The following is a 19,959-nucleotide window of genomic DNA, read 5'->3' as shown; positions in this document are numbered from 1 at the left end:
GAAGGGTTACAGCCGGCATAAACCGATTGTAATCCTTACCGGCCAATATCACACCGGTTCCTCGTGCGACTCTTCTATTGCTCGCTTTCCCGCTTCAAGCAGCTTTATAATCGTGTCGACGTCGTATACGCAGCCTCTCCAAGTGCCCCCGCTCGCGGCCTGTAGCGCGGCCCACAAGCGGGTGTCGTCAGGCAAATCGGGATCCTGGGCCAAGCCGGGATGCGGTGCGCGGGCGTTCAGCTCGGCAGTTCCGTCCTCTGGCGTTCCCGGACGTTCGCCGCCGCCGACCATATCGACCGCGCCCTCCAACCGGACGGTATCGATGCGGATATCGATCCAGTCTCCGTTGCGCAGCTTGCCGACCGGACCGCCGGAAAGCGCCTCAGGTCCGATGTGTCCGATGCACGCGCCGGTCGACACTCCTGAAAACCGGGCGTCCGTCAACAGCGACACGTGCTTGCCGAACGACAGGTGCTTCAGCGCCGATGTCAACTGATACGTCTCCTCCATCCCCGTCCCGGACGGCCCGCGTCCGATCAGCGCGAGCACGTCGCCTGACGTGATGACGCCGGTCTTGATCGCTTTCATCGCCTCACGCTCCGACGTAAATACCTTCGCCCGGCCGACGTGGCGGAAGACGCCGTTTTCGTCCAGCTTGCCGGGATCGATCGCCGCCGACTTGATGACGGAGCCTTCCGGCGCGATATTGCCTCTCGGGAATGTAACCGTCGAAGCGAGACCGGCAGCTTTCGCCCGCTCCGGTGAATAAATGACCGTATCCGGGTCGATGCTGTCGGTCTCCGCCAAGTGCCGCCGCATAAGCTGCCGCCGCTCGGACGACTCCCACCAGTCCAACGTTTCGCCGATCGTCGCTCCTGTAACAGTAAGCGCTTTCTCGTCCAGCAGGCCGAGCTTCCGCAAATGCAGCATCACCTCGGGCACGCCTCCGGCCAGAAACACCCGGACGGTCGGGTGCGGCACCGGCCCGTTGGGCAGCACGCTGACTAGCCGCGGCACGGCGCGGTTAACTTCCGTCCAATCCGATACGTCCGGCACGCGAAGTCCCGCCGCATGCGCGATCGCCGGAATGTGGAGAAGCAAGTTCGTCGAACCCCCGAACGCGGCGTGAAGCACCATCGCGTTGCGGATAGCGGCGTCGGTTACGATAGCGCTCCCCGTCAACCCCGTCTCCGCCATGTGGAGAGCCGCTCGCGCCGTCTGCCGCGCCAGCGCCGTCCAGACCTGCTGGCCGGAAGGCGCCAACGCCGCATGCGGCACGGTCAGACCAAGAGCCTCTGCAACGACTTGCGCCGTCCCGGCCGTGCCAAGGAACTGGCAGCCGCCGCCCGGCGTCGCGCAGGCGCGGCAGCCCAAATCCGCCGCCTCCTCCAAGCTGAGCTCGCCATTCGCGTAACGGGCGCCGATCGTCTGGATCTTGCCGGCGTCCTCCCCTCGCGTCGGAGGCAAAGTGACGCCGCCGGGCACGATCGCGACAGGCAGGCGGCGCATCGCGGCAAGCGCGATCATCATGGCCGGCAGCCCCTTGTCGCAGGTCGCGACGCCAATCGCAGCCGAACGTGTCGGCAGCGACCGGACGAGTCTGCGCAGCACAACCGCAGCGTCGTTGCGGTACGGCAGCGAGTCGAACATGCCGGCCGTTCCTTGAGAGCGTCCGTCGCAAGGATCGCTCACATATCCGGCGAACGGAACGCCGCCCGCCGATGCGATTTCTTCGGCGGCCTCCCTCATTAGCAGGCCTATTTCCCAATGGCCCGTATGGAAACCGAGCGCTGCGGGCGTGCCGTCTTCGTTGCGGATTCCCCCGAGCGTCCCTAGCAGCAGCACCTGCTTCCCGTTCAAACGAGACGGACTCCACCCCATGCCCACATTTTGCGACAAGCCGAACAAATCTCCGCTCGGCGCATGGCGCAACAGGTCGGGCGTAAGCGGCAGCGACCCTTGCGGGCCCGGTGCATGGGTCGTCACCCGGAAATACGCTCCCGCGTCATCCCCCATGATGTGTTCCAATCCCGAAGTCATCCCCATCCGTCACTCCTCCCGGCGCCAGATTTACGATTTGATAAACACCGTCTTGATAGAAGTAAAAAATTCAATGGCGGCTTGCCCCTGTTCCCGCGAATGCGAGCTCGATTGCTTCATGCCTCCGAACGGAGCCTGAAGCTCGACGCCCGCCGTCTCGGCGTTGACGCGCACGAGGCCCGCATCCATCTCGTGGATGAAGCTCAGCACATTGCCGATATCCCGCGTATATATCGATGCGCTAAGCCCGAATTCGGTGTCGTTGGCCAGCTCGATCGCCTCTTTCATACTGTCCGCCGCAATAAGCGTTAACACCGGACCGAAGATTTCCTCCTGCGCGACGGCCATCTTCGACGTCACTTCATCGAACACGGCGGGTATCACGAAATACCCGTCCGCCAATGCAGGATCTTTCGGCTTCATGCCGCCGTACAGCAACCGCGCGCCTTCCTCGACGCCCCGGCGAATATACGACTGCACCGTCTCCCATTGGCTCTTGTTCGCACACGGTCCGAGCCATGTCGACGGCTCGAGTCCGTCGCCGACTTTGAGCGTCTTCACTTTCTCAAGCAGCTTTGCCTTGAACTCCTCCATCACCTCGCGTTCGACGATGACCCGGCTGGTAGCCGTACACTTCTGCCCTGTCGACCGGATGCCGCCGCTGACGGCAGCTTCCACCGCGAGGTCGAGATCGGCGTCCTCGGCGACGATGATCGGATTTTTCCCGCCCATCTCCAGCTGATACTTCGCGCCGCGCGCCAGAGCCGCTTGCCCGACCTGCTTGCCGACCGCATTGGAGCCCGTGAACGTAATGCCGTGTATGCCGGGGTGCGAAGCGATGCCCTGCCCGATCGTGCGGCCGCTCCCGATGATCATGTTGGCGACGCCCGCCGGGAAGCCCGCATCGTGGAAGCACTGCATCACTTTCGACGCGGTGACGGACGTCTCCGTCGCCGGCTTCCAGACGACCGTATTGCCGTAGACGAGGGCGGGCGCGATCTTCCATACCGGAATCGCAACGGGGAAATTCCACGGCGAGATCACCCCTACGACGCCGAGCGGCGCGCGGGTGGTGAACATAAGCGCCTCCGCGTCGGTCGACGTTATGACGTCGCCGACCTTGCGCATGCCTTCCCCGGCATAGTAACGCAGGATAGCCGCCCCGCGCAGCGTTTCCCCTTTCGCTTCGGGGAACGTTTTGCCCATTTCGCGAGTCATGGTGCGCCCGATATCGTCGGCCCGCTCTTCCATCAGCGCCGCTGCCCGGTACAGCAAATCCCCTCGTTGGGCGCCCGAGCGCTTCCGCCACGCCGTTCTCGCCTCATCGGCGGCCGCAACGGCCTCCTCCAGTTCCGCCGGCGACGAATCCGGCACGTGTCCGACAACCTCCCGGAAGTTCGCCGGGTTTATACTGGCAAACGTAGACCCGTCGGCTGCCGGCTTCCATTCCCCGTTGATGTAATTGTCGATAATCGGCACATTGACTGCATTTGCTTGATAACTCATATTCGCTCTCCTTTCGGCAGCGGTGAAATTACGCCTTCACCGCGATATTGGTTAAGGTCCCGATGCCGCTAATTTCTATCTCGATTTTGTCCCCCGGCCGCAGCGTGAAAAAATTCGGCGGCACGATACAGGTGCCCGTAAGCAGCACCGTTCCGTCAAAGATGACGTTATCCCGTTTCAAATATGCCACGAGCTCCTCCAGCTTCCGCTTCAGCAATCCGGTTGTGGCCGATTCGTCGACCGCCAGCACGCCGCCGCGATAGATGCGGCAAGAGATGCGGAAGTCGTACGGATTATCGACCGTCTCCGACAGCCGGACCGCAGGACCAATGGAGCACGACTGCTTCCAAATTTTCGCCTGAGGCAAGTACAACGGGTTTTCTCCTTCTATATCGCGGCAGCTCATGTCGTTGCCGATCGTATACCCGACGATGCGGCCCTCGGAGTCCAGTACGAGTCCGAGCTCCGGCTCCGGCACCTGCCAGTTCGAGTCGCCCCTCAGGCAAACCGTATCGCCGGGGCCTACTGTTCGGGCGGCGGTCGATTTCATGAACAGCTCCGGCCGCTCCGCGTCATACACCTTGTCGTAGAACGTCGTGGCGTCCAGCTTGCCTGCCGTCGCTTCGTAATTGCGAGCTTCTTTGCTTCGTAAGTATGTAACCCCTGCCGCCCAAACCTCCGCTGCGTCGAGCGGCGTCAACAACGGCAGCTCCCGCCAATCGCCTTCCAACGGAGCGGCGCCGTCGATTTCTTTCCGGACGAGTGTAGCGGGCGTTGTCTCAAGCCGCTGCGCCCGATGTAGCAATGTTAGGAAATCAGTGTCCCCCAGCGGGTACGCTTCGTCCTTGTCCGTCACGGCCGCCAGACGAACCGAAGCATTCTCACGATAACGAATAATTCTCAATGACTACATCTCCAATCGTTTGATATTATAAAACGCCGTTCTGTCATCATTCGACAAAAGGGCGGCACACCCTCTACCGCAACGGAAAAACGCCGAACCGGCGATCAGCCTTTCCATCCCAACTTCCTGGAAATCGCCTCTGTCTCCCGCTTCAACTTTAGAACAAGCTCGGCGAGTTCTTCGTCTCCGACGCGGGACACGATGGTGGAAATGCTCATGGCCGCAGCGACTTTACCTGTATGGTCGAAAATCGGAGCCGCCGCGCACCGAACGCCGGGTTCGTTCTCCTCCCGGTCGTATGCGGCCCCGGTTTGCCTCACTTCCTTGACTTCGGCCAGGAATGCATCCTTATCCGAAATCGTCCGATCCGTTCGCTGCTCGAACGAATAGTCCGCCAACAGCTTGGAATGCTCTTCTTCCGTGCGATAGGCGGCCAGCACTTTACCGCAGGCCGAGCTGTGCAGGGGCACCCTGCGGCCGATTCTCGAATACCGTATTGCCGCGTGGACCCCTTCCACTTTATCAATGTATACGCCTTCCTTGCCGTCCAAGATGACGAGATGGGTCGTTTGGCCGGTTGCGTCGGACAACGACTGCAGATGCGGACGCGCAATCGCGCGCAGGTCGATGCCCTGCAGCAGGATATGTCCCTTCTCGACTAACTTCATGCCGAGGCGGTATTTGCCGTTTTCTTCGTTTTGTTCGATGTAACCGTGCGCTTGCATAGTCTTGATGAGCGAATGCACCGTGCTCTTGTGCAGCTGCATCCGTTGGCTGATATCCGTAATTTTCAGTTCCCCGTTCTGCTCGTCAAACAGATCGAGAATGCGCAACGCCCGGTCCAGGGCTTGAATGATCGGCATGCCGCTTCCACCTTGTGCTATATTATAAAACTTCGTTTTGATATAATGTCGTACGGTAATGTTAGCATACGTTTAAGAGAACCGTCTACATTTCGCGTGAGGATTGGCGGAAAAATAATCAATACACATATTACTCCATATGCCGCCGGATGTTCAGGCTGATAAATCTTTTCGGCGGTACATGTATTATCGGTGAATTGGTCGTCATTTTCCGGCTTATATAATAATACCTTTTGCCCTGAGGGTAATCTTAATTGAGCGATACCCATTTTGAAGATAAGTTCACAACCCAGAACATTGACATACCATTGAATTGATCCTTCATAATCTTCAACCGGGATTCCTAAAACAACTTCTCTGGCTTTTATGTACTCCATACCCGACAAAGACGATCCTCCAATAAAAGCTTATAATCTCAGCTAAATTTCCCTGCCACCAAATGCTGGAAATTAATAATAGTATAGATTATTATGTCGTACGTGGAAAACAATATTTCGTGACCGCGATTAAATTGCGTCAAAGGTTCGATCAAGATTGACGATGAGAAGATTCAGTAATACTATATGAAGATTGTAGAAATGAAACTAATTAGACTATTAAACTATGGAAATATAATGAAGCGGGAGGGAGCAGACACAATGTTCGAGAATAATGGGTACCTAACTTCTCCAGACAATCGCCGGCTCCGTCTGCAGGCCGACTGCGAGAACTGCTTCGGCTTGTGCTGTGTCGCGCTGCCCTTCGCGGCCTCTGCAGACTTCGCCATCGACAAAGATGCCGGTAAGCCTTGCGAAAATCTGCAATCGGACTTTCGCTGCGGCATTCACAACAGCCTCAGACAGCGGGGCTTTCGAGGCTGTACTGTTTATGACTGCTTCGGCGCCGGGCAGAAGGTCCCAAATTACCTTCGGCGGTCACGACTGGCGGCAAGTGCAAGGATCGGCTAAGCAAATGTTTGAAGTGTTCCCGCTTATGCGGCAGCTCCATGAGCTCCTCTATTTGACCGATTCGCAATGAGCTTCGCATGGCGCTCGACGAGACGGAACGCCTTTCTCATCTCGATGCCGATTCCATCATGAAACTGGACGTGGCGGCGCATCGGGCAAATGTGAATACACTGCTGCTGCAAGCCAGTGAACTCGTGCGTGGAGAAGCGCTTCGCTCGATGAAGGTTCCCGTTAGCCGGCGGAAGACGTTCGGCCGAAACGCAGAACTTATTGGCGCAAAACTGAGAGGGGCGGATCTTAGAGGGGCAAATTTAAGAGGAGCCTGCCTTATCGCCGCTGATCTTAGTGGCGCGGACCTTAGAGCGGCCGACCTAATTGGGGCTGATTTCCGGGACGCGGATATCAGAGGCGTGGACCTTAGCGAAAGTATCTTCCTCACCCAGTTCCAGATCAACGCCGCCAAAGGAGATCACCGTACAAAGCTGCCTCCGTCGCTCACTCGCCCGCCGCACTGGTCCGCTTAAGAAAGCGGGCAGGCAGGTTTCAAGTGTCTGCTTCGGTATTTTCTTGGGCATCATGATGCGAGCACGGTTTGCACCATACGAACATTTTTCCCAACTCTTGAAAACCGACTTTATTATAAACACGCATAGCATCGTCGGGTGCAGTATCTAATGTCCACATTCCCCCATGATTTATGTACAGCTTGTCTGATCCCCTTCCCTTCAAACGGTGCATAATATCGTACAGAAGGTTCGTGGCCAATCCCTTTCTCCTATGCGCCTCTGCGGTTCCGAACGGCTCAATAATTGCGATATTATTCTGCTTGTCTTGCCAAACGTTCGCGAATCCCGCAACCTGATCGTTTTCATCAACGACAATTAAGTCTAATTCTTGTTCATATGTAGGACTTGTCATCAATCGGTTGTATATTTCCGTGTTCGGTTCGGTCAGTCCGGCCGATCCGCTCATAACGGCAACTTTTTGCGGCAAATCGGCTGGCTGAATAGGGCGCACTGTGTAACCATTCGGGATTTGCGGTTCCGGTATTGCAGACTTAAGGTCGATGACGCCGGAATACATATACCATGTGTGCCGGGTGTATCCCCTGTCTCTCAAGATTTTGGAACGAACCGTATCTTCCGGATAGCCCCAAATGTAAACCTCCTCCCCGGCGCGGTCTCCCAGCGAGGGACCGCTATATCGCCGCTCCGCCCAGTCAAATATTTCATCTTCCAGATCCGCGTGCTCCAGATCAGTGACGCAGTATAAGATCCGATAATGGCCGGGCCAAACAGCGCCGATCACTACTCCGCCTTGAGTTTCGCATATCGTCAACTTCTCAAGAAAGGCATCTCCACCGAAAGAACGATTGTAGTCCAGATCGCCGGGACTCGGATAAAACCTCCGCTTGGGATCGGCAAATTTTCGAATAATGATACTGCGAAGGGCCGTGTAGTCCGATTCGTCCGCATATGGCCGAAACCGTAATCGCACAGTCATACCGTGTCACCTCGCACAAGATATAGAATCAACTTACCCCCCCGTTCGGCACAACTACAAGGGAATAAACAATTATAACGAATTTTCCGACTCCTTGATCGCTTAATAAATTCAGAATTTAATATATAATCTATGAGAAACAAGTGTTTAAAAAAAGGAGACTCTTTATTAAGTTTTAAACGTAAAACAGGAAAGAGAGGGACAGCCGATGGCTATCTATTTGAAGACAGTTAACCTCGATGCACCGGTCGAGGTACCCGTCGATTCGCTGCGGTGGGACGTGGCTTGGAAGCTCTTCTTGCCTCAGCATATCGGGGATATTCCCGCAGGATTTCCGGACATGACGCTCTCCAGATTAACTGCATGGGCCTGGGAAAGCCTCGGCACCATGGCGGGGCGAATGCGGATTGACCGGGCGGACCCTGTCTGGTTTCTCGTCCCGCCTCTTACGCCGGCTGCGGAAGAATACGTGGCCCGAATTGCGTCGTTTTGGGATGACGAGGTTTATCGGGTGTCGGACGCGGGGGAGCCCGTCGGAGACAATCTTTGGCTTCCACCGGTAGTGTCAATCTACGAGAAGTCAGCTGCCGGCCCGTTGGACCAAGCCGTGGGGGCTCTTCGACATGGTTCTAGAGACTATCGTATCTTTTTTCCTCATCTCGGTTTGGGGCGGTTGCATGTAATGCTCATGACCGTCGAGACAGGAAAGGCATCTACCCGTCTTCATAGCCACTCTGCGGTCGATGAATATTACCTCATTGTGTCCGGGAAGGGAACGCTCCGTATGGGAACTCATTCCATGTCGGTGGAGGCAGGAAACCTTATCGGGAAACCGAGCGGCCCCGACCTCACCTCACAGATCCTGGCCGATAGGGGTGAGCCCGTAACTATTTTGGACATAGAGGCCTGGCCCGACCGCCAGGACACTAAGGATGTCATGTATTATTCGGATTTCGGCGAAATTCAGCTGCACGGCGCCGGTTGGAGCGCTGTAATATCGGATGAGGCTCTTCATAGTGCCACCGATAAAGGACGTCACTATGAAGATGGCTACCGCCGGAATTTGGACGGTACGTGGACGTCCCGTGACATTCCGGGAGCACCCGCCCGCCAGGAGGACTGAAAGATTCGGGGAATTCAGGGCCTGACCAACTCATTTGACGACCTGGGTCCCGCCCTTGTTTCACTTCGGCACAACGTGGTTCATTCGTGAACCACCGTGTTTCACAATGAAACAAGACAGCCCATCTTCCCGCCTCTTGTTTCACTCCGGCACAACGTGGTTCATCCGTGAACCACCGTGTTTCACAATGAAACAAGACAGCCCATCTTCCCGCCTCTTGTTTCAATCCGGCACAACGTGGTTCATTCGTGCATCACCGTGTTTCACAATGAAACAAGACGGCGATGATAATAAAATAGCCCATGCAGTGTCCGCACACTTCATGGGCTATCATGTCCGACTGACTCAATTTTTTGTCGGAATATACCGTTCGACCATTCCAGCCGCATCAAGTTGCGATGCAAAAACTTCAAATCTAGGTTTCGCCAGATCAATATTGTACTCTAGCTGGTTTTCTTCCGTATAAATCGTGTTCCAGAACTCACCTATGTACTTCTTCTCAAAACTAAAGACAACGTATTCCTCTTCAGGGATAACATACGACGACATCCCTTCCGGCACATCGCGCGGCTCATCGACTTCAACGGCCACCATCGGCCGCAGTCCGGGCAGAATTACCAAATACTGATTCATACTGGATTCATCAACCAGATTGAAAGACCCGAGCGTCGCAGTCCGTACGTGTAAGAAACTATCCGCGCTTTGAACCGCATTCTCCTACTTGTACCCTTTAATAACTTTCAACGCTTTCGGAACGGCAGCCGGCTTATAGCCATCGGAGTTTCGATAATGCTTGACACTCGAGTCCATCTGATACTCCCTCCCCTTCACTTCATAATTTTACCACCTCCGGAGATGACCGTTGTGTCCTTTTTTCTCAAATATCAACCAAACGAAAGAGTCAGCCCCGGCAAATCATCAGCAAATTTTCATCGGGATCCTTAATGACAAACCAGTGGTCGAATTCGATTTCCGTGACCATCGTTACATCATTATCCTTTACAAATTGATAGGAAGCTTGCAGATCGTCCGTAAGCAGCATGACCGCCGGAACCCGAATGTTCGGGGCGCCTCCCGGTTCATTGCCGCCCCACATGGGCATCGTGTCCAAGATGATTCCTGCAGTCCCCTGCATCGGAAGAGGGCAAAGGTGGCCGTGCATGATCTTGCACTCATCCTTCGATATTCCAAGTAAATTGCAGTACCAATCGCGCGACCTTTCAATATCACGAACCGGAATAAAGACAGTCCCCAGCTTGTTTTTAATCGGACTTACGGTTATTTCGCTCATTTTACTACTCCCTTTCAATATTATTAATAACAGTGGTGAAATTGCTGCGAGATATAAGGGAACATCAACGCATCTTTATGCGCCCTGAATCCATGGCATACAATTAATACACCGTTAGGAGCTTGCGGCGATTGCCAATATTCGCCTCGAATGACACGATCAATTTCCACTTGTATTCGAATCGATTTATTACGGCATTCACTTTTTATATCCTCGGTGAAGCAAACGCAATAATATAACCGTCCAGATCCCGAATTGCAAACTCTCTCATTCGATATTCGATAGGATCCTTAGGCGGGTAATGAATAATTGCACCGCACTCCACAAACTCCCGGTAAAGAGCGTCGGCATCGTCGACGAACACATATAAGTCCCACGACCACCCGTCGATCGTGTTATTAGGCGCGATCGGCTTCGTATCGTCCTCAAGTTGATGAAGCGTAATCTTTAGCTCGTCCCGGTCCATAAATCCCGTATAATGGTTGCACTCAAAGCCGAGCTTCTTGTAGTACTCGAAAGCTTTCTCCCGATCCCTGGAGATCAACACGGGCCGGTACTCTTTCATCTTTGCTTTTAGCATGTAACTCCTCCTTCATACGATGGGCAAGCATATGTCCACAACCCATTTCCGTTCGGGATGAATGGAAGGATTGTTATAACTGATCATCATTGCAGACCGGGAGTCGTACATGTACCCGCTGTCGGGCAGCCAACAGTTCAGCATGCAGCGGACGAAAGGTTCGACGAAACGAGCGTCTTCCTCCAATCGGAGCACGGCGTACGTTCCGCCCGGCAGCGTTCGAAATCCGATTTCCTCGGAAACGTCGACCTTCTTCGGCGCGGTTACGCATGCATCGTATCCGAGCTCGAAAAACGGAAAATCGAAAAGCGGATACCGTGGAATCCCCAACAAGTATGTTCCGCTGCTCCACAGCCCGTTGCGAAACGCCATGTTGCTCAAATCCCCGAAGCTCTGTTGAACATCCTCGTCGAGCAAAGCATAATGCCGTTTCCCATGATGCCGTATATAGTAGATATCCTTCTTGGGAAACTCCCGTATCGAAACTCGCAGCCGGTGATTCGCCAAACGGTCATTATGTCCCTCATTATACGGATATTGCACAAAATAGCTTTCCCATTCCTTGCTGTCTATTTGACAATTCTTGCGATTAATATGCTTTTGCTTCTCGCGAAACGTTTCGGGACTGCTTCCCGCAAGCTTCTTGAACACTCTTGAAAAATCGGATAACGAAGAAAAACCGCATTGATGGGCAATATCAGTAATTGTAACTCCGGGGGAATAGACTAATTGATGCGAGGCTCTTAAAATTCGGGTCCTTACGATATGAGGATTCAAATTTTCTCCCGTCACTTTGGCAAACATCCTGTGCAAATAGGAGGGAGAAACGGATACTTTCGATGCCAATAGTTCCAGCGACAACTCGCTTTCCAGATGTTGATCTATATAGTCAATCACCCGGTTGACGATCGCCGTGTGCTCTTTTAATAAATTCGGATTTTTATTTCTCATGGTTCACAACCTATCAACGGTTTATCATCCCAAACTTGAGCTTCTATGTACCTCTCAGGGCCTAGATCTCCATGAGGATTCCACTCTTGCGGCAAACCGAATTGTTCGATCACCCGATATATCTCACCCAAAGTGTAAACCTGATCTCGATACATCCTCCCATCTTGGTACCTCATCGTCGGAAACAAGTCCCCATATGTGAAGCTGATAGTATCCGGATGAAATTGTTCAATCGGGATGCGAACCTGTTTCCCCCGCTCGTACCATTCTAGCAGCCACGGACATTGTCCAAGAGTCATATAATGGGGATAGCTCCGGACGGGCTTGCCGCCTTTTAAAATAAATAACTCTCTGGCTTTTATTTCGAGACTTCGTCTAATTGTCAAATAGTCCTCGGATCTTTTGCTTGCGAATCCTTTTTTCCGGTCTCGAATCTCTTTGAGAATTTCTTCAGCTTCTGTCGGCTCTAACTCGGATAAATTTCGAAAAGGTCCGGTTGATTCATCAAAATAATGATATAAAAACCTTTCCACAAAATAACCTCCGCAACATCCAACTTTACACAATCATACCACAACCAAAAAATGTTAAACTCAAACTAACTATGATTGATGACACCGGAGGTGCGGCGAATGATTTATGTAATCAGGCACGGTCAAACGGATTTGAACAAAGAAGGAAGACTACAAGGGAGACGGGGTTTGCCGCTAAATGAGAATGGGATAAAGCAGGCGGAAAGTTTAAGAGATAAACTTATGGACATACATTTTGACTATATATTTTCCTCTCCGCAAGAAAGAGCCGTACAAACAGCAGAGATCGCAACGGGCATGAAAGCGACGATTGATGAGAGACTCGACGTATTTGATTTAGGCGAAGCCGACGGATTAATGAAAGGCGAAGCGAAGTTGGCCGGAGGAATTCCGGATCCGCGAGTTTATAGAGGCGTTGAAGACGCCCAAAGCTATGTAAAAAGAGTTTTTGCTTTCATGCAAGAGCTTGAAGCTGAATATGGCGCGAGTCAAGTGAATATTTTGATTTCCGGACACAAGTGCACGACGGGCTGCATCGGCGCTTATTTCAACGGCATGCCCGAAGACCGGAATATTTTAAGGTTTTCATCGAATAATGGAGATTATAAAGTTTATAGTTTCAATGCTCGTATTGTCGCCTTTCCTGATTGTTAAGCATACTTCCACCGACTAGTTTTCGGTCATGTCAATCGATAGCCGCTGCCGCTGCCACAACATTTCCCATATCGCTGTCAATTTGCTTTTTAATCTCCTCTAATTGAGTCTCATCCAGCTTTAAATAGTATAGTCTCTGGTCTCCCAGCCTTGCACCCTTACCGTTAAGCGTGACTGAGTTGATCGCTATGTTCTTTTCTTCTTTCTCGATAAAGCTGGCGATAAACTCCGTTAGCTGTGACGGAGGCATATTCGTTTGCAGATTATCGCCGACGATCGTGAGGAGTTCGTTTAATTTCGTTATGTTATCTAAGCTGCCTGCTTTTTTGACAAACGCCTCAACAAATTCCTGGTTTCTTGAGGCACGGCTAATATCGCCGCCGGCATCTTCTCTAAACCGTAAGAAGTTCAATGCGTCAACGCCTGAATAAACATCTTGATTGGCTTTCACTACAAAATGTTCATGCGAAGGATCATCGTTAACAAGATCCTTACTAATATCCAGCTCTATGCCGCCGATGCTGTCGATAAGCCGCACCACGCCTTGGAAATTAATAGACATGTAATAGTCCACCGGCTCATCAAGCAGATGCTCGACCGCCCTGACGGCACTATTCGCTCCGCCGTATGCAAAAGCATGGCTTGCTTTATCGTAAGAGTCCTCCACAGGCAGAAAAATATAAGAATCTCTTGGAATTGAAATAAGTTTTAATATATTTGTATCCGGCTTAAATAATCCGAATATCATTGTGTCCGATCTGCCTGTTTCCTTATTGCGCTGGTCGACCCCAAGGATGAGAAATGTAAAAGGTTCTTGTTTGACCGCTTTTTCCGGGGGCTGAACTTCTTCAACAATCGGTACGTAGGTTTCGGCAAGCTCCTCGTTAATTTTCGGTGCTACAACGGTGCGAAATAGCGATGCTGCGATAGCATTGCGAAAAGCGATCCCTGCCACAAGCATAACAACAATGACGGAACAAATTATTAATAGCTTCTTCTTCTGGAGTATAAAAATACTGGCAGTCCTCCTAAAACATTCATTCATCATTAAAACGCAATATCCGCTCAGAAAGTTTCACAGTTTGAGTCTGAGGTAACATTTTTGTCACCGGCTTTCAACCAGTCTTTTTTCAACCGTCCATCCATGTGCTTGCATGAGTAACATTCGGTTAACTGTTCGGAATACACGGAAAAAGTATAGGTAGCGCACTCTCCCCGGCGCTGCCAGTAAGTCTGGCTGTACATCAGGGACTGCACGCTCTGCATATGGAAAATGACGGTTTCTTTCATCAATGCGCGCCACTGTGACAAAACCATATATTTACCTTCAAAGGTAAGCCCTGCGTACCGGTGACGCATAAACCCAGCAAACACGAAATAAACGACGATGATCCATGCAAGGGCGCTCCAAGGGAATATAATCGTCAAAAACATACTGCAGGCGGCCGAAATAATGGTTGCGCGGTTTGCGAGATAATAGACGAGACTGCCTGCTTTCGCCCGATGTCGAATCTCCGGAAACTGAAATGCAGGCAAATACATGTTCAGAATGTCCGTTAACCGAGCCGCGCGGATCAATGGAAACAATTCGACGGTTGCCCCCTCGGAATTTTTCCCGAATCCTACCGTATCGGCGCAGACCCGAACAAATCCGAGCCGCAGCTCCAGCCAAGAAGAGCAAATCCGTACTGAACGAATATGGCTGTATGGGATGTTGACAATCTTTCGCGAGAAAAGTCCGGATACAACTTGCAGATGATTCGTCTTTTGCTTAACTGAGAATTTCGAATATTTGAGGTAAGCGATCGCTAGGGACGCCGGTACGGAAAGAAATATCGTCACTCCAACAATAATGCCCGCCGCATCGATGATCGCCGGTAACGATTCCGGCCACCAGCTACTCGAATATTTGTTCAAAATGTCCGCAACACCCCTTCGATCGCCGCCGTCTCTATAGAAATACTGGAAAGCAAGCTCGAATAACGTAAACGATGAGATAAGGGCCGGAAGGAAAATGCTTTTTCGCAGTGAAAGCAGTAAATAGTGAGCAAACTGAAATGAACTGCCGGACGGAGGGGATGTTTCTTGCGCCGGGATAGATGAAAATATGTTCAGCTGAATCCAATGAATTTGCTCGGCGGAAAGAACGAAAGATTCTTGATTTCCTCCGATGATTTCAATCTGCAGCTCCTTCACTCCCACAAGACGCTTCAGGATCGAATCTTGAATACGGATACCGCTGACATTCGCAATAGGAATATCATTTTGACGCTTTGAAAACACCCCTTCACTAACAATAATGCGTTCGCTTGTGAGATCGAAAGTTTTGTTCCGCCACTTAAGAATGGAATAGGCTGCAGAAGAGGTACAAGTGAGGACGACCAAAATCCATACGATCGTATCGTACCCAAACCCTGCAAGGGCGACGGCCGAAAATCCCATCGGGATGATCGTATGCTTTATTCTCCTGTAATTATCATAGACCAATTCGATAACGTGATCTCTCATTAAGGATTTATGCAAGTCGAAAACCTCGTTCTGCTTCGTACTTTTCAATTACGTCAAACACACAACGCTTGATTTCGTCGGCTTCGGGTTTGGCAATATATCCGATCCAATGCGTTGAACCCGCAGTGTAGAAAGTGATACTGTACAGCGAGAAAAGCCGGGAGCTCCACGATTGCGAAACGGCGATATGCTGAACTTTCTTAACCGGCACACAGTCAATCCTCGTGCTCCAGCCGCCTTTCTGGATATAAATCTGCTGTTCGCTGAACGAATAGTAAGCATGCCGATATTCCACGATGATTACAACGCAGCGGCAAATGAAATATAACGCAAGAAGCATGAAGCCCCAGAGGAACCACGTTCCCCAAACATTCCACCCGGATTTCCAATAGTCGATGCCAAAACAAACGGCAACGAGTGTTACTGTTTGTATAGACAGCGCCGTTATTCGATTTACGATCAATACCGATCGGGTGTTCGGGTGCGGCTTTTTCATTGCTTGCGCTCCTTCGGGAGGTGAGTTGTGCAGTCCGCAATACTGTGTCCCTTCCATTCTCTCACCGCCCGAAATGATAAGCAAGCTTTTGCAAGCAAAGGTTATATCGGCACCAAACGGAATGTTGATGCATATTACGCTTAAGATAGGAATGTACGTTCGCCCATAATTATGCTATACTAAATATTACGCGAAACATTCGATTTAGTAATGCACCAGTCGTATTCTAATTGTAAGGGTGGGGATCGAACGGTGAGTGAACAACTGAACCAGATACATGAAATGGTCTCACAATTGATTCAAATGCAGGCGGGTAACAATGCAAAAATTGAGGAATTATCACAAGATCTGAAGGAGTTTAAAAAAGAGATGCACGCTTTCAGAGACGAGATGTACTCTTTTAGAGACGAGATGTACTCTTTTAGAGACGAGATGTACGCTTTCCGCAAAGAAACAAACACCAATTTCAGGCGATTGGAAAGGCGCAACGAAGGCTTGGAACGATCGCTTGATGAAACAATTAACCGGGTGGAAGAGCTTGAACTCAGAAATTAAATGAAGGTGAATCACGCGGCGCTTTCGATGACGATGCCAACGAGAACGAATTCACCGCGTAAACGATCACCCCAACATGGCGGCTTGCCGCTTGAACTGATCCTCCAGCACCAAACAGGCCATCGCTTCGACGACCGGCACGATTCTCGGGCAAATACAAGGATCGTGCCTGCCTTCCGTCTTGATTTGGCGTTCTTCGCCGCTGATGCTAACGGTCCTCTGTGGGACGGATATAGAAGATGTGGGCTTAACTGCAACCCGGAATATAATCTCCTGCCCGGTGCTTATCCCTCCGATAATTCCTCCGGAATGGTTGCTCAGAAATCCGGCGGAGTTCATCTCGTCGTTGTGTTCGCTGCCAAGCATGGAAGCGGCGGCAAAACCGGCGCCGAATTCTATGCCTTTCACCGCGCCGATTGAAAGCATTGCCCTGGCCAGATCTGCATCCAATTTATCGAATACCGGCTCGCCAAGACCCGGAATAACTCCGCGGACTCGGCACTCCACGACGCCTCCGCAGCTGTCGCCGGCCGCCGCCAATTGCTCCACCCTCTTGATCATTTCGGTTGCGGCGTCAGGGTCGCATGCGCGGACAGCATTTTGCTCGATCGCTTGCTCATCGAGAGTCCTGCATGAAATTCCCCCGATTTCTTTCGTATATGCCAGTACCTGCACGCCTCTTCTCTCCAACAGCTTACGGGCGACAGCGCCTCCCGCCACTCTGCCCGCCGTCTCTCTCCCGGATGCCCTTCCGCTGCCCCGATGGTCGCGGATCCCGTACTTCTGTAAATACGTAAAATCCGCATGTCCAGGGCGAAAACTATGTTGGATCTCGCTGTACGCTTCCGGCCTCATATCGTGATTATGCAATATTACAAAAAGCGGCGTACCCGTAGTTTTTCCCTCAAACACTCCCGAAAGAATATGGACGACGTCATGCTCCTTGCGCGGCGAAGTGACGGAGGATTGACCCGGTTTTCTCCGGTCCATCTGAATCTGAATGTACTGTTCGCTAATTTCGACTCCTGGCGTCACTCCGTCCACGATGACACCGACCGCCGCTCCGTGCGATTCGCCGAAGGTCGTAATCTTGAATGCTTCACCGAATGTATTTCCTGCCATTGTGTTTGTTAAACCTCCTGCTCCGCTCAGTATTCGATTTGTACCCCCAGCGCGGACATCCGCTCGAAATAGTCCGGACACGTCTTGGATACGCAGCCCGGATCCATAATGCGGATACCTTCGGACTTCAGGCCGATTAAAGAAAGCGCCATTGCCATGCGGTGGTCGTCATGGGAATCCAGCAGTGCCGGCGCCGGTTGGCCCGGGTAAACGGTTAACCCGTCATGATGTTCGTCTGCGCGGATGCCAAGCTTCCGAAGCTCCATGCAGATGGCGGCGATCCGGTCGCATTCATGATGCCTGATATGCTCGGCATCCGTCAGCGTAACCGGACCGTCCGCGAACGCAGCCATAGCGGCTATGGTCAGTGTCTGGTCGGACCACCTGTTCATATTAATTGTTAAGCCGCCCTTTAACCGCATGTTTACTCCCTGCACCTCGACATAATTTTCCCCTCGATTGACGGTACACCCCATACGTTCGAGCACGTCCAAGATTTCAATATCCGGTTGGCGGGTTGTTGGGGCGGAAATTCCTTCGATCCGTATACTCCCGCCCGTCAGGGCGGCGGCCGCCAAGAAGTAGCAGCAAGTGGAAACATCCGGCTCGAGCGCGATCGATCGGGCTTGATACTTCCCTGTCGGGACGATAATGCTTTGACCGTTGTCAGATACTCTCGGGGCAATACCGAACGCGCCCATCATATCGATCGTCATCCCCACATAATCCCGCTGCACGACTTCACCGTCAATGCGCACGGTAACCGGATCTTTCGCGTAAGGTGCGGCCAGCAGCAACCCGCTGATAAACTGGCTTGAGGCGGAGCCCGGCAGCACTGCTTCTCCTCCTTTAAGCCCTTTCGCTTCCATTGTAAATGGCAGGCTCCGCCCCGCTTCCTTCCTCGTAATTTGCGCGCCGAGCTTCGACAGCGCATCGAGCAATGGAGCCAGCGGTCTTTCGCTTAGGCGCTTACTTCCTCTGACTGTCCAATTGCCTGTTCCTGCCGCCAGAGCCCCTGGCAGAAAGCGCGCAACCGTACCGGCGGCGCCGGCGTATAATTCACCCGACCGGTTCGGCCAAGAGCCTCCGCAGCCTTCAACATGCGCAGTCTCCCCCTCGATGTCCACCTTAACGCCAAGCCTCGTTAAACTGTCAATGCACCAATAAGAATCGTCGCTTTTCAAAATCCCCTCTATCCGCGACGTCCCCTCCGCTAATGCAGCAATGATCAACGCGCGGTTCGTCAAGCTTTTGCTGCCAGGCAGCCGGATCGTGCCTTGTACCGGCGTTCTTGGCGGATTGATTTTCAAAAGTAATTTATCGGTGTTCGCTGCCCAAGGAGAGCGTGCCTCTTTATCCGGTGTGTGCTGTATGGGTTCCACTTTATTCATCACTCCGTTTGATCGATGGATTTACCCCGATTATAATGAGAGTGTTGAAATAAGTGAAATCGCGATTTTTTAATCTTGTTATAGAGGTGTTCTATATCATATGATAAACCTTGAATGGTACCGCATATTTTTGCAAACCGCCCGTAACGGGAATTTGACGAAAGCGGCGCAAGAGCTGCATATTACGCAGCCATCGGTAAGTTATGCGATTAAGCAGATGGAAGAAGCGTTGGGAGTCAAGCTGTTTCACCGGTTGTCGAAAGGAGTGGAATTGACGGAGGAAGGGCGCGCGCTGCTTTCGTATGTGGAACAATCTTTCTCTCTATTGGATGCCGGTCAGAACCATGTATACAACTTGAAGCGGTTAACCGCTGGAGAAATTCGAATCGGTGCGAGCGATTCGTTGATCAAGCATCTTTTGCTGCCGTATTTGAACTTATTTCATGCCGAGTACCCCGGCATCCGTATCCGTCTTTCACATGGCAAATCGCCCGAGATTGCGCAGCGCCTGAAAGAAGGCGGGATCGACTGCGCCATCGTGCACATGCCGCTTGACGACTCTCAGCTGGATATACAGACTCTAGCGGTGTTAGAGGATTGCTTTGTCGTTGGAGAGGCCTATCTGGAGCTGGCAAATCGTCCTTTATCGGCGAGGGAGCTGGCGGGACTGCCTCTGCTGATGATGTCTCCTGGAAGCAGGACGCGGGTTTTCGTCGAGCAGTGGTTCGCCGCAAGAAGTCTTATCGTCAAGCCGGATATAGAACTGGGAAGCGTCGACCTTCTCGCGGAGTTCGCGGGCCTGAACTACGGAGCTGCTTTCATTACCCGCTCCTTCGTGAAGGAGCAGCTCCGGAGCGGCAAGCTTATCGAGCTTCGGCTGCAAGAAGCGCTCCCCCCTCGGAGCATCGGCCTCGCTGTCCGCCGCGGCATGGATCTGCCGCTTGCGGCCGAACGTTTCGTCCAGATGCTCCGCACTGAGGTTCGGTAGAGGA

Annotated in this window: 20 protein-coding genes and 1 pseudogene; 5 read left to right on the top strand and 16 right to left on the bottom strand. The window is 52.3% G+C overall.

What is annotated here, in order from left to right; all coding sequences use genetic code 11:
- Positions 1–48: 48 nt before the first annotated feature.
- The 5 genes from JET16_RS07110 to JET16_RS07090 form a co-directional block, all read right to left on the bottom strand.
- Entirely contained in the window at positions 49–2,040 is a 1,992-nt protein-coding gene (locus JET16_RS07110) for a YjhG/YagF family D-xylonate dehydratase (RefSeq protein ID WP_199615373.1), read from the bottom strand.
- A gap of 30 nt (positions 2,041–2,070) precedes the next feature.
- Positions 2,071–3,546 carry an alpha-ketoglutaric semialdehyde dehydrogenase GucD gene (gene gucD / locus JET16_RS07105; protein ID WP_199615125.1) on the bottom strand — a complete coding sequence of 492 codons (1,476 nt, stop codon included), beginning with the start codon at positions 3,544–3,546 and terminating at the stop codon, positions 2,071–2,073.
- Between the two features lie 28 nt (positions 3,547–3,574).
- A complete protein-coding gene (locus tag JET16_RS07100; RefSeq protein WP_199615124.1) occupies positions 3,575–4,450 on the bottom strand; it encodes a fumarylacetoacetate hydrolase family protein in 876 nt (291 codons plus the stop codon).
- 104 nt (positions 4,451–4,554) lie between these two features.
- The gene (locus tag JET16_RS07095) at positions 4,555–5,313 is read right to left on the bottom strand and encodes an IclR family transcriptional regulator (RefSeq protein ID WP_199615123.1); all 759 of its coding nucleotides are present in this window, start codon (positions 5,311–5,313) and stop codon (positions 4,555–4,557) included.
- Positions 5,314–5,330: 17 nt separating this feature from the next.
- Positions 5,331–5,699 carry a VOC family protein gene (locus JET16_RS07090; protein WP_199615122.1) on the bottom strand — a complete coding sequence of 123 codons (369 nt, stop codon included), beginning with the start codon at positions 5,697–5,699 and terminating at the stop codon, positions 5,331–5,333.
- A gap of 252 nt (positions 5,700–5,951) precedes the next feature.
- On the opposite strand from JET16_RS07090, the pseudogene JET16_RS07085 reads away from it, so the two are divergent.
- Positions 5,952–6,784, top strand: a pseudogene (locus JET16_RS07085) (pentapeptide repeat-containing protein).
- A gap of 19 nt (positions 6,785–6,803) precedes the next feature.
- Here the strand turns inward: JET16_RS07085 and JET16_RS07080 are convergent.
- Positions 6,804–7,763, bottom strand: coding sequence for a GNAT family N-acetyltransferase (locus JET16_RS07080; protein WP_233531193.1), 960 nt, complete (start codon positions 7,761–7,763; stop codon positions 6,804–6,806).
- A 208-nt stretch (positions 7,764–7,971) separates the two neighbouring features.
- Here JET16_RS07080 and JET16_RS07075 point away from each other — a divergent pair, with 208 nt between their 5' ends.
- A complete protein-coding gene (locus tag JET16_RS07075) occupies positions 7,972–8,886 on the top strand; it encodes a cupin domain-containing protein (protein ID WP_199615121.1) in 915 nt (304 codons plus the stop codon).
- Between the two features lie 345 nt (positions 8,887–9,231).
- Here JET16_RS07075 and JET16_RS07070 read toward each other — a convergent pair whose 3' ends face one another.
- From JET16_RS07070 to JET16_RS07050, 5 genes are all read right to left on the bottom strand, one after another.
- On the bottom strand, positions 9,232–9,519 hold the full coding sequence (locus JET16_RS07070; RefSeq protein ID WP_199615120.1) for a GyrI-like domain-containing protein: 288 nt from the start codon (positions 9,517–9,519) through the stop codon (positions 9,232–9,234).
- Between the two features lie 268 nt (positions 9,520–9,787).
- Positions 9,788–10,177 carry a VOC family protein gene (locus JET16_RS07065; RefSeq protein WP_199615119.1) on the bottom strand — a complete coding sequence of 130 codons (390 nt, stop codon included), beginning with the start codon at positions 10,175–10,177 and terminating at the stop codon, positions 9,788–9,790.
- Positions 10,178–10,382: 205 nt separating this feature from the next.
- Entirely contained in the window at positions 10,383–10,757 is a 375-nt protein-coding gene (locus tag JET16_RS07060) for a VOC family protein (protein WP_199615118.1), read from the bottom strand.
- A 12-nt stretch (positions 10,758–10,769) separates the two neighbouring features.
- The gene (locus JET16_RS07055) at positions 10,770–11,708 is read right to left on the bottom strand and encodes an AraC family transcriptional regulator (protein WP_199615117.1); all 939 of its coding nucleotides are present in this window, start codon (positions 11,706–11,708) and stop codon (positions 10,770–10,772) included.
- Complete coding sequence (locus JET16_RS07050) at positions 11,705–12,241, bottom strand: hypothetical protein (protein WP_199615116.1); 537 nt, start codon at positions 12,239–12,241, stop codon at positions 11,705–11,707. The genes JET16_RS07055 and JET16_RS07050 overlap by 4 nt, the downstream gene beginning before the upstream one ends.
- A 99-nt stretch (positions 12,242–12,340) precedes the next feature.
- On the opposite strand from JET16_RS07050, the gene JET16_RS07045 reads away from it, so the two are divergent.
- A complete protein-coding gene (locus JET16_RS07045) occupies positions 12,341–12,895 on the top strand; it encodes a histidine phosphatase family protein (RefSeq protein ID WP_199615115.1) in 555 nt (184 codons plus the stop codon).
- A 31-nt stretch (positions 12,896–12,926) separates the two neighbouring features.
- Here JET16_RS07045 and JET16_RS07040 read toward each other — a convergent pair whose 3' ends face one another.
- The 3 genes from JET16_RS07040 to JET16_RS07030 are packed head-to-tail and all read right to left on the bottom strand — an operon-like array spanning position 12,927 to position 15,899.
- Positions 12,927–13,943, bottom strand: coding sequence for an LCP family protein (locus JET16_RS07040; protein WP_199615114.1), 1,017 nt, complete (start codon positions 13,941–13,943; stop codon positions 12,927–12,929).
- Between the two features lie 17 nt (positions 13,944–13,960).
- A complete protein-coding gene (locus JET16_RS07035; protein WP_199615113.1) occupies positions 13,961–15,418 on the bottom strand; it encodes a PH domain-containing protein in 1,458 nt (485 codons plus the stop codon).
- The gene (locus JET16_RS07030; protein WP_199615112.1) at positions 15,411–15,899 is read right to left on the bottom strand and encodes a PH domain-containing protein; all 489 of its coding nucleotides are present in this window, start codon (positions 15,897–15,899) and stop codon (positions 15,411–15,413) included. The genes JET16_RS07035 and JET16_RS07030 overlap by 8 nt, the downstream gene beginning before the upstream one ends.
- A gap of 252 nt (positions 15,900–16,151) precedes the next feature.
- Between JET16_RS07030 and JET16_RS07025 the strand changes: the two genes are divergently transcribed.
- The gene (locus JET16_RS07025) at positions 16,152–16,454 is read left to right on the top strand and encodes a hypothetical protein (RefSeq protein WP_199615111.1); all 303 of its coding nucleotides are present in this window, start codon (positions 16,152–16,154) and stop codon (positions 16,452–16,454) included.
- 66 nt (positions 16,455–16,520) lie between these two features.
- Here JET16_RS07025 and aroC read toward each other — a convergent pair whose 3' ends face one another.
- Both aroC and aroA read right to left on the bottom strand, forming a co-directional pair.
- Positions 16,521–17,576: a chorismate synthase gene (gene aroC, locus JET16_RS07020; RefSeq protein WP_199615110.1), complete on the bottom strand. Its 1,056-nt coding sequence runs from the start codon at positions 17,574–17,576 to the stop codon at positions 16,521–16,523.
- Positions 17,577–17,602: 26 nt separating this feature from the next.
- Positions 17,603–18,958 (bottom strand): 3-phosphoshikimate 1-carboxyvinyltransferase, encoded by a 1,356-nt coding sequence (gene aroA / locus JET16_RS07015; protein ID WP_325176628.1) that lies wholly within the window; start codon positions 18,956–18,958, stop codon positions 17,603–17,605.
- A 109-nt stretch (positions 18,959–19,067) separates the two neighbouring features.
- On the opposite strand from aroA, the gene JET16_RS07010 reads away from it, so the two are divergent.
- Positions 19,068–19,955: a LysR family transcriptional regulator gene (locus JET16_RS07010; RefSeq protein WP_199615108.1), complete on the top strand. Its 888-nt coding sequence runs from the start codon at positions 19,068–19,070 to the stop codon at positions 19,953–19,955.
- Positions 19,956–19,959 lie beyond the last annotated feature (4 nt).

This window comes from Paenibacillus alkalitolerans (assembly GCF_016482785.1).
Lineage (GTDB): Bacteria > Bacillota > Bacilli > Paenibacillales > YIM-B00363 > Paenibacillus_AE > Paenibacillus_AE alkalitolerans.
Note: the sequence above shows the minus strand (reverse complement) of the source record. Positions and strands in the feature narration are given on the sequence as shown.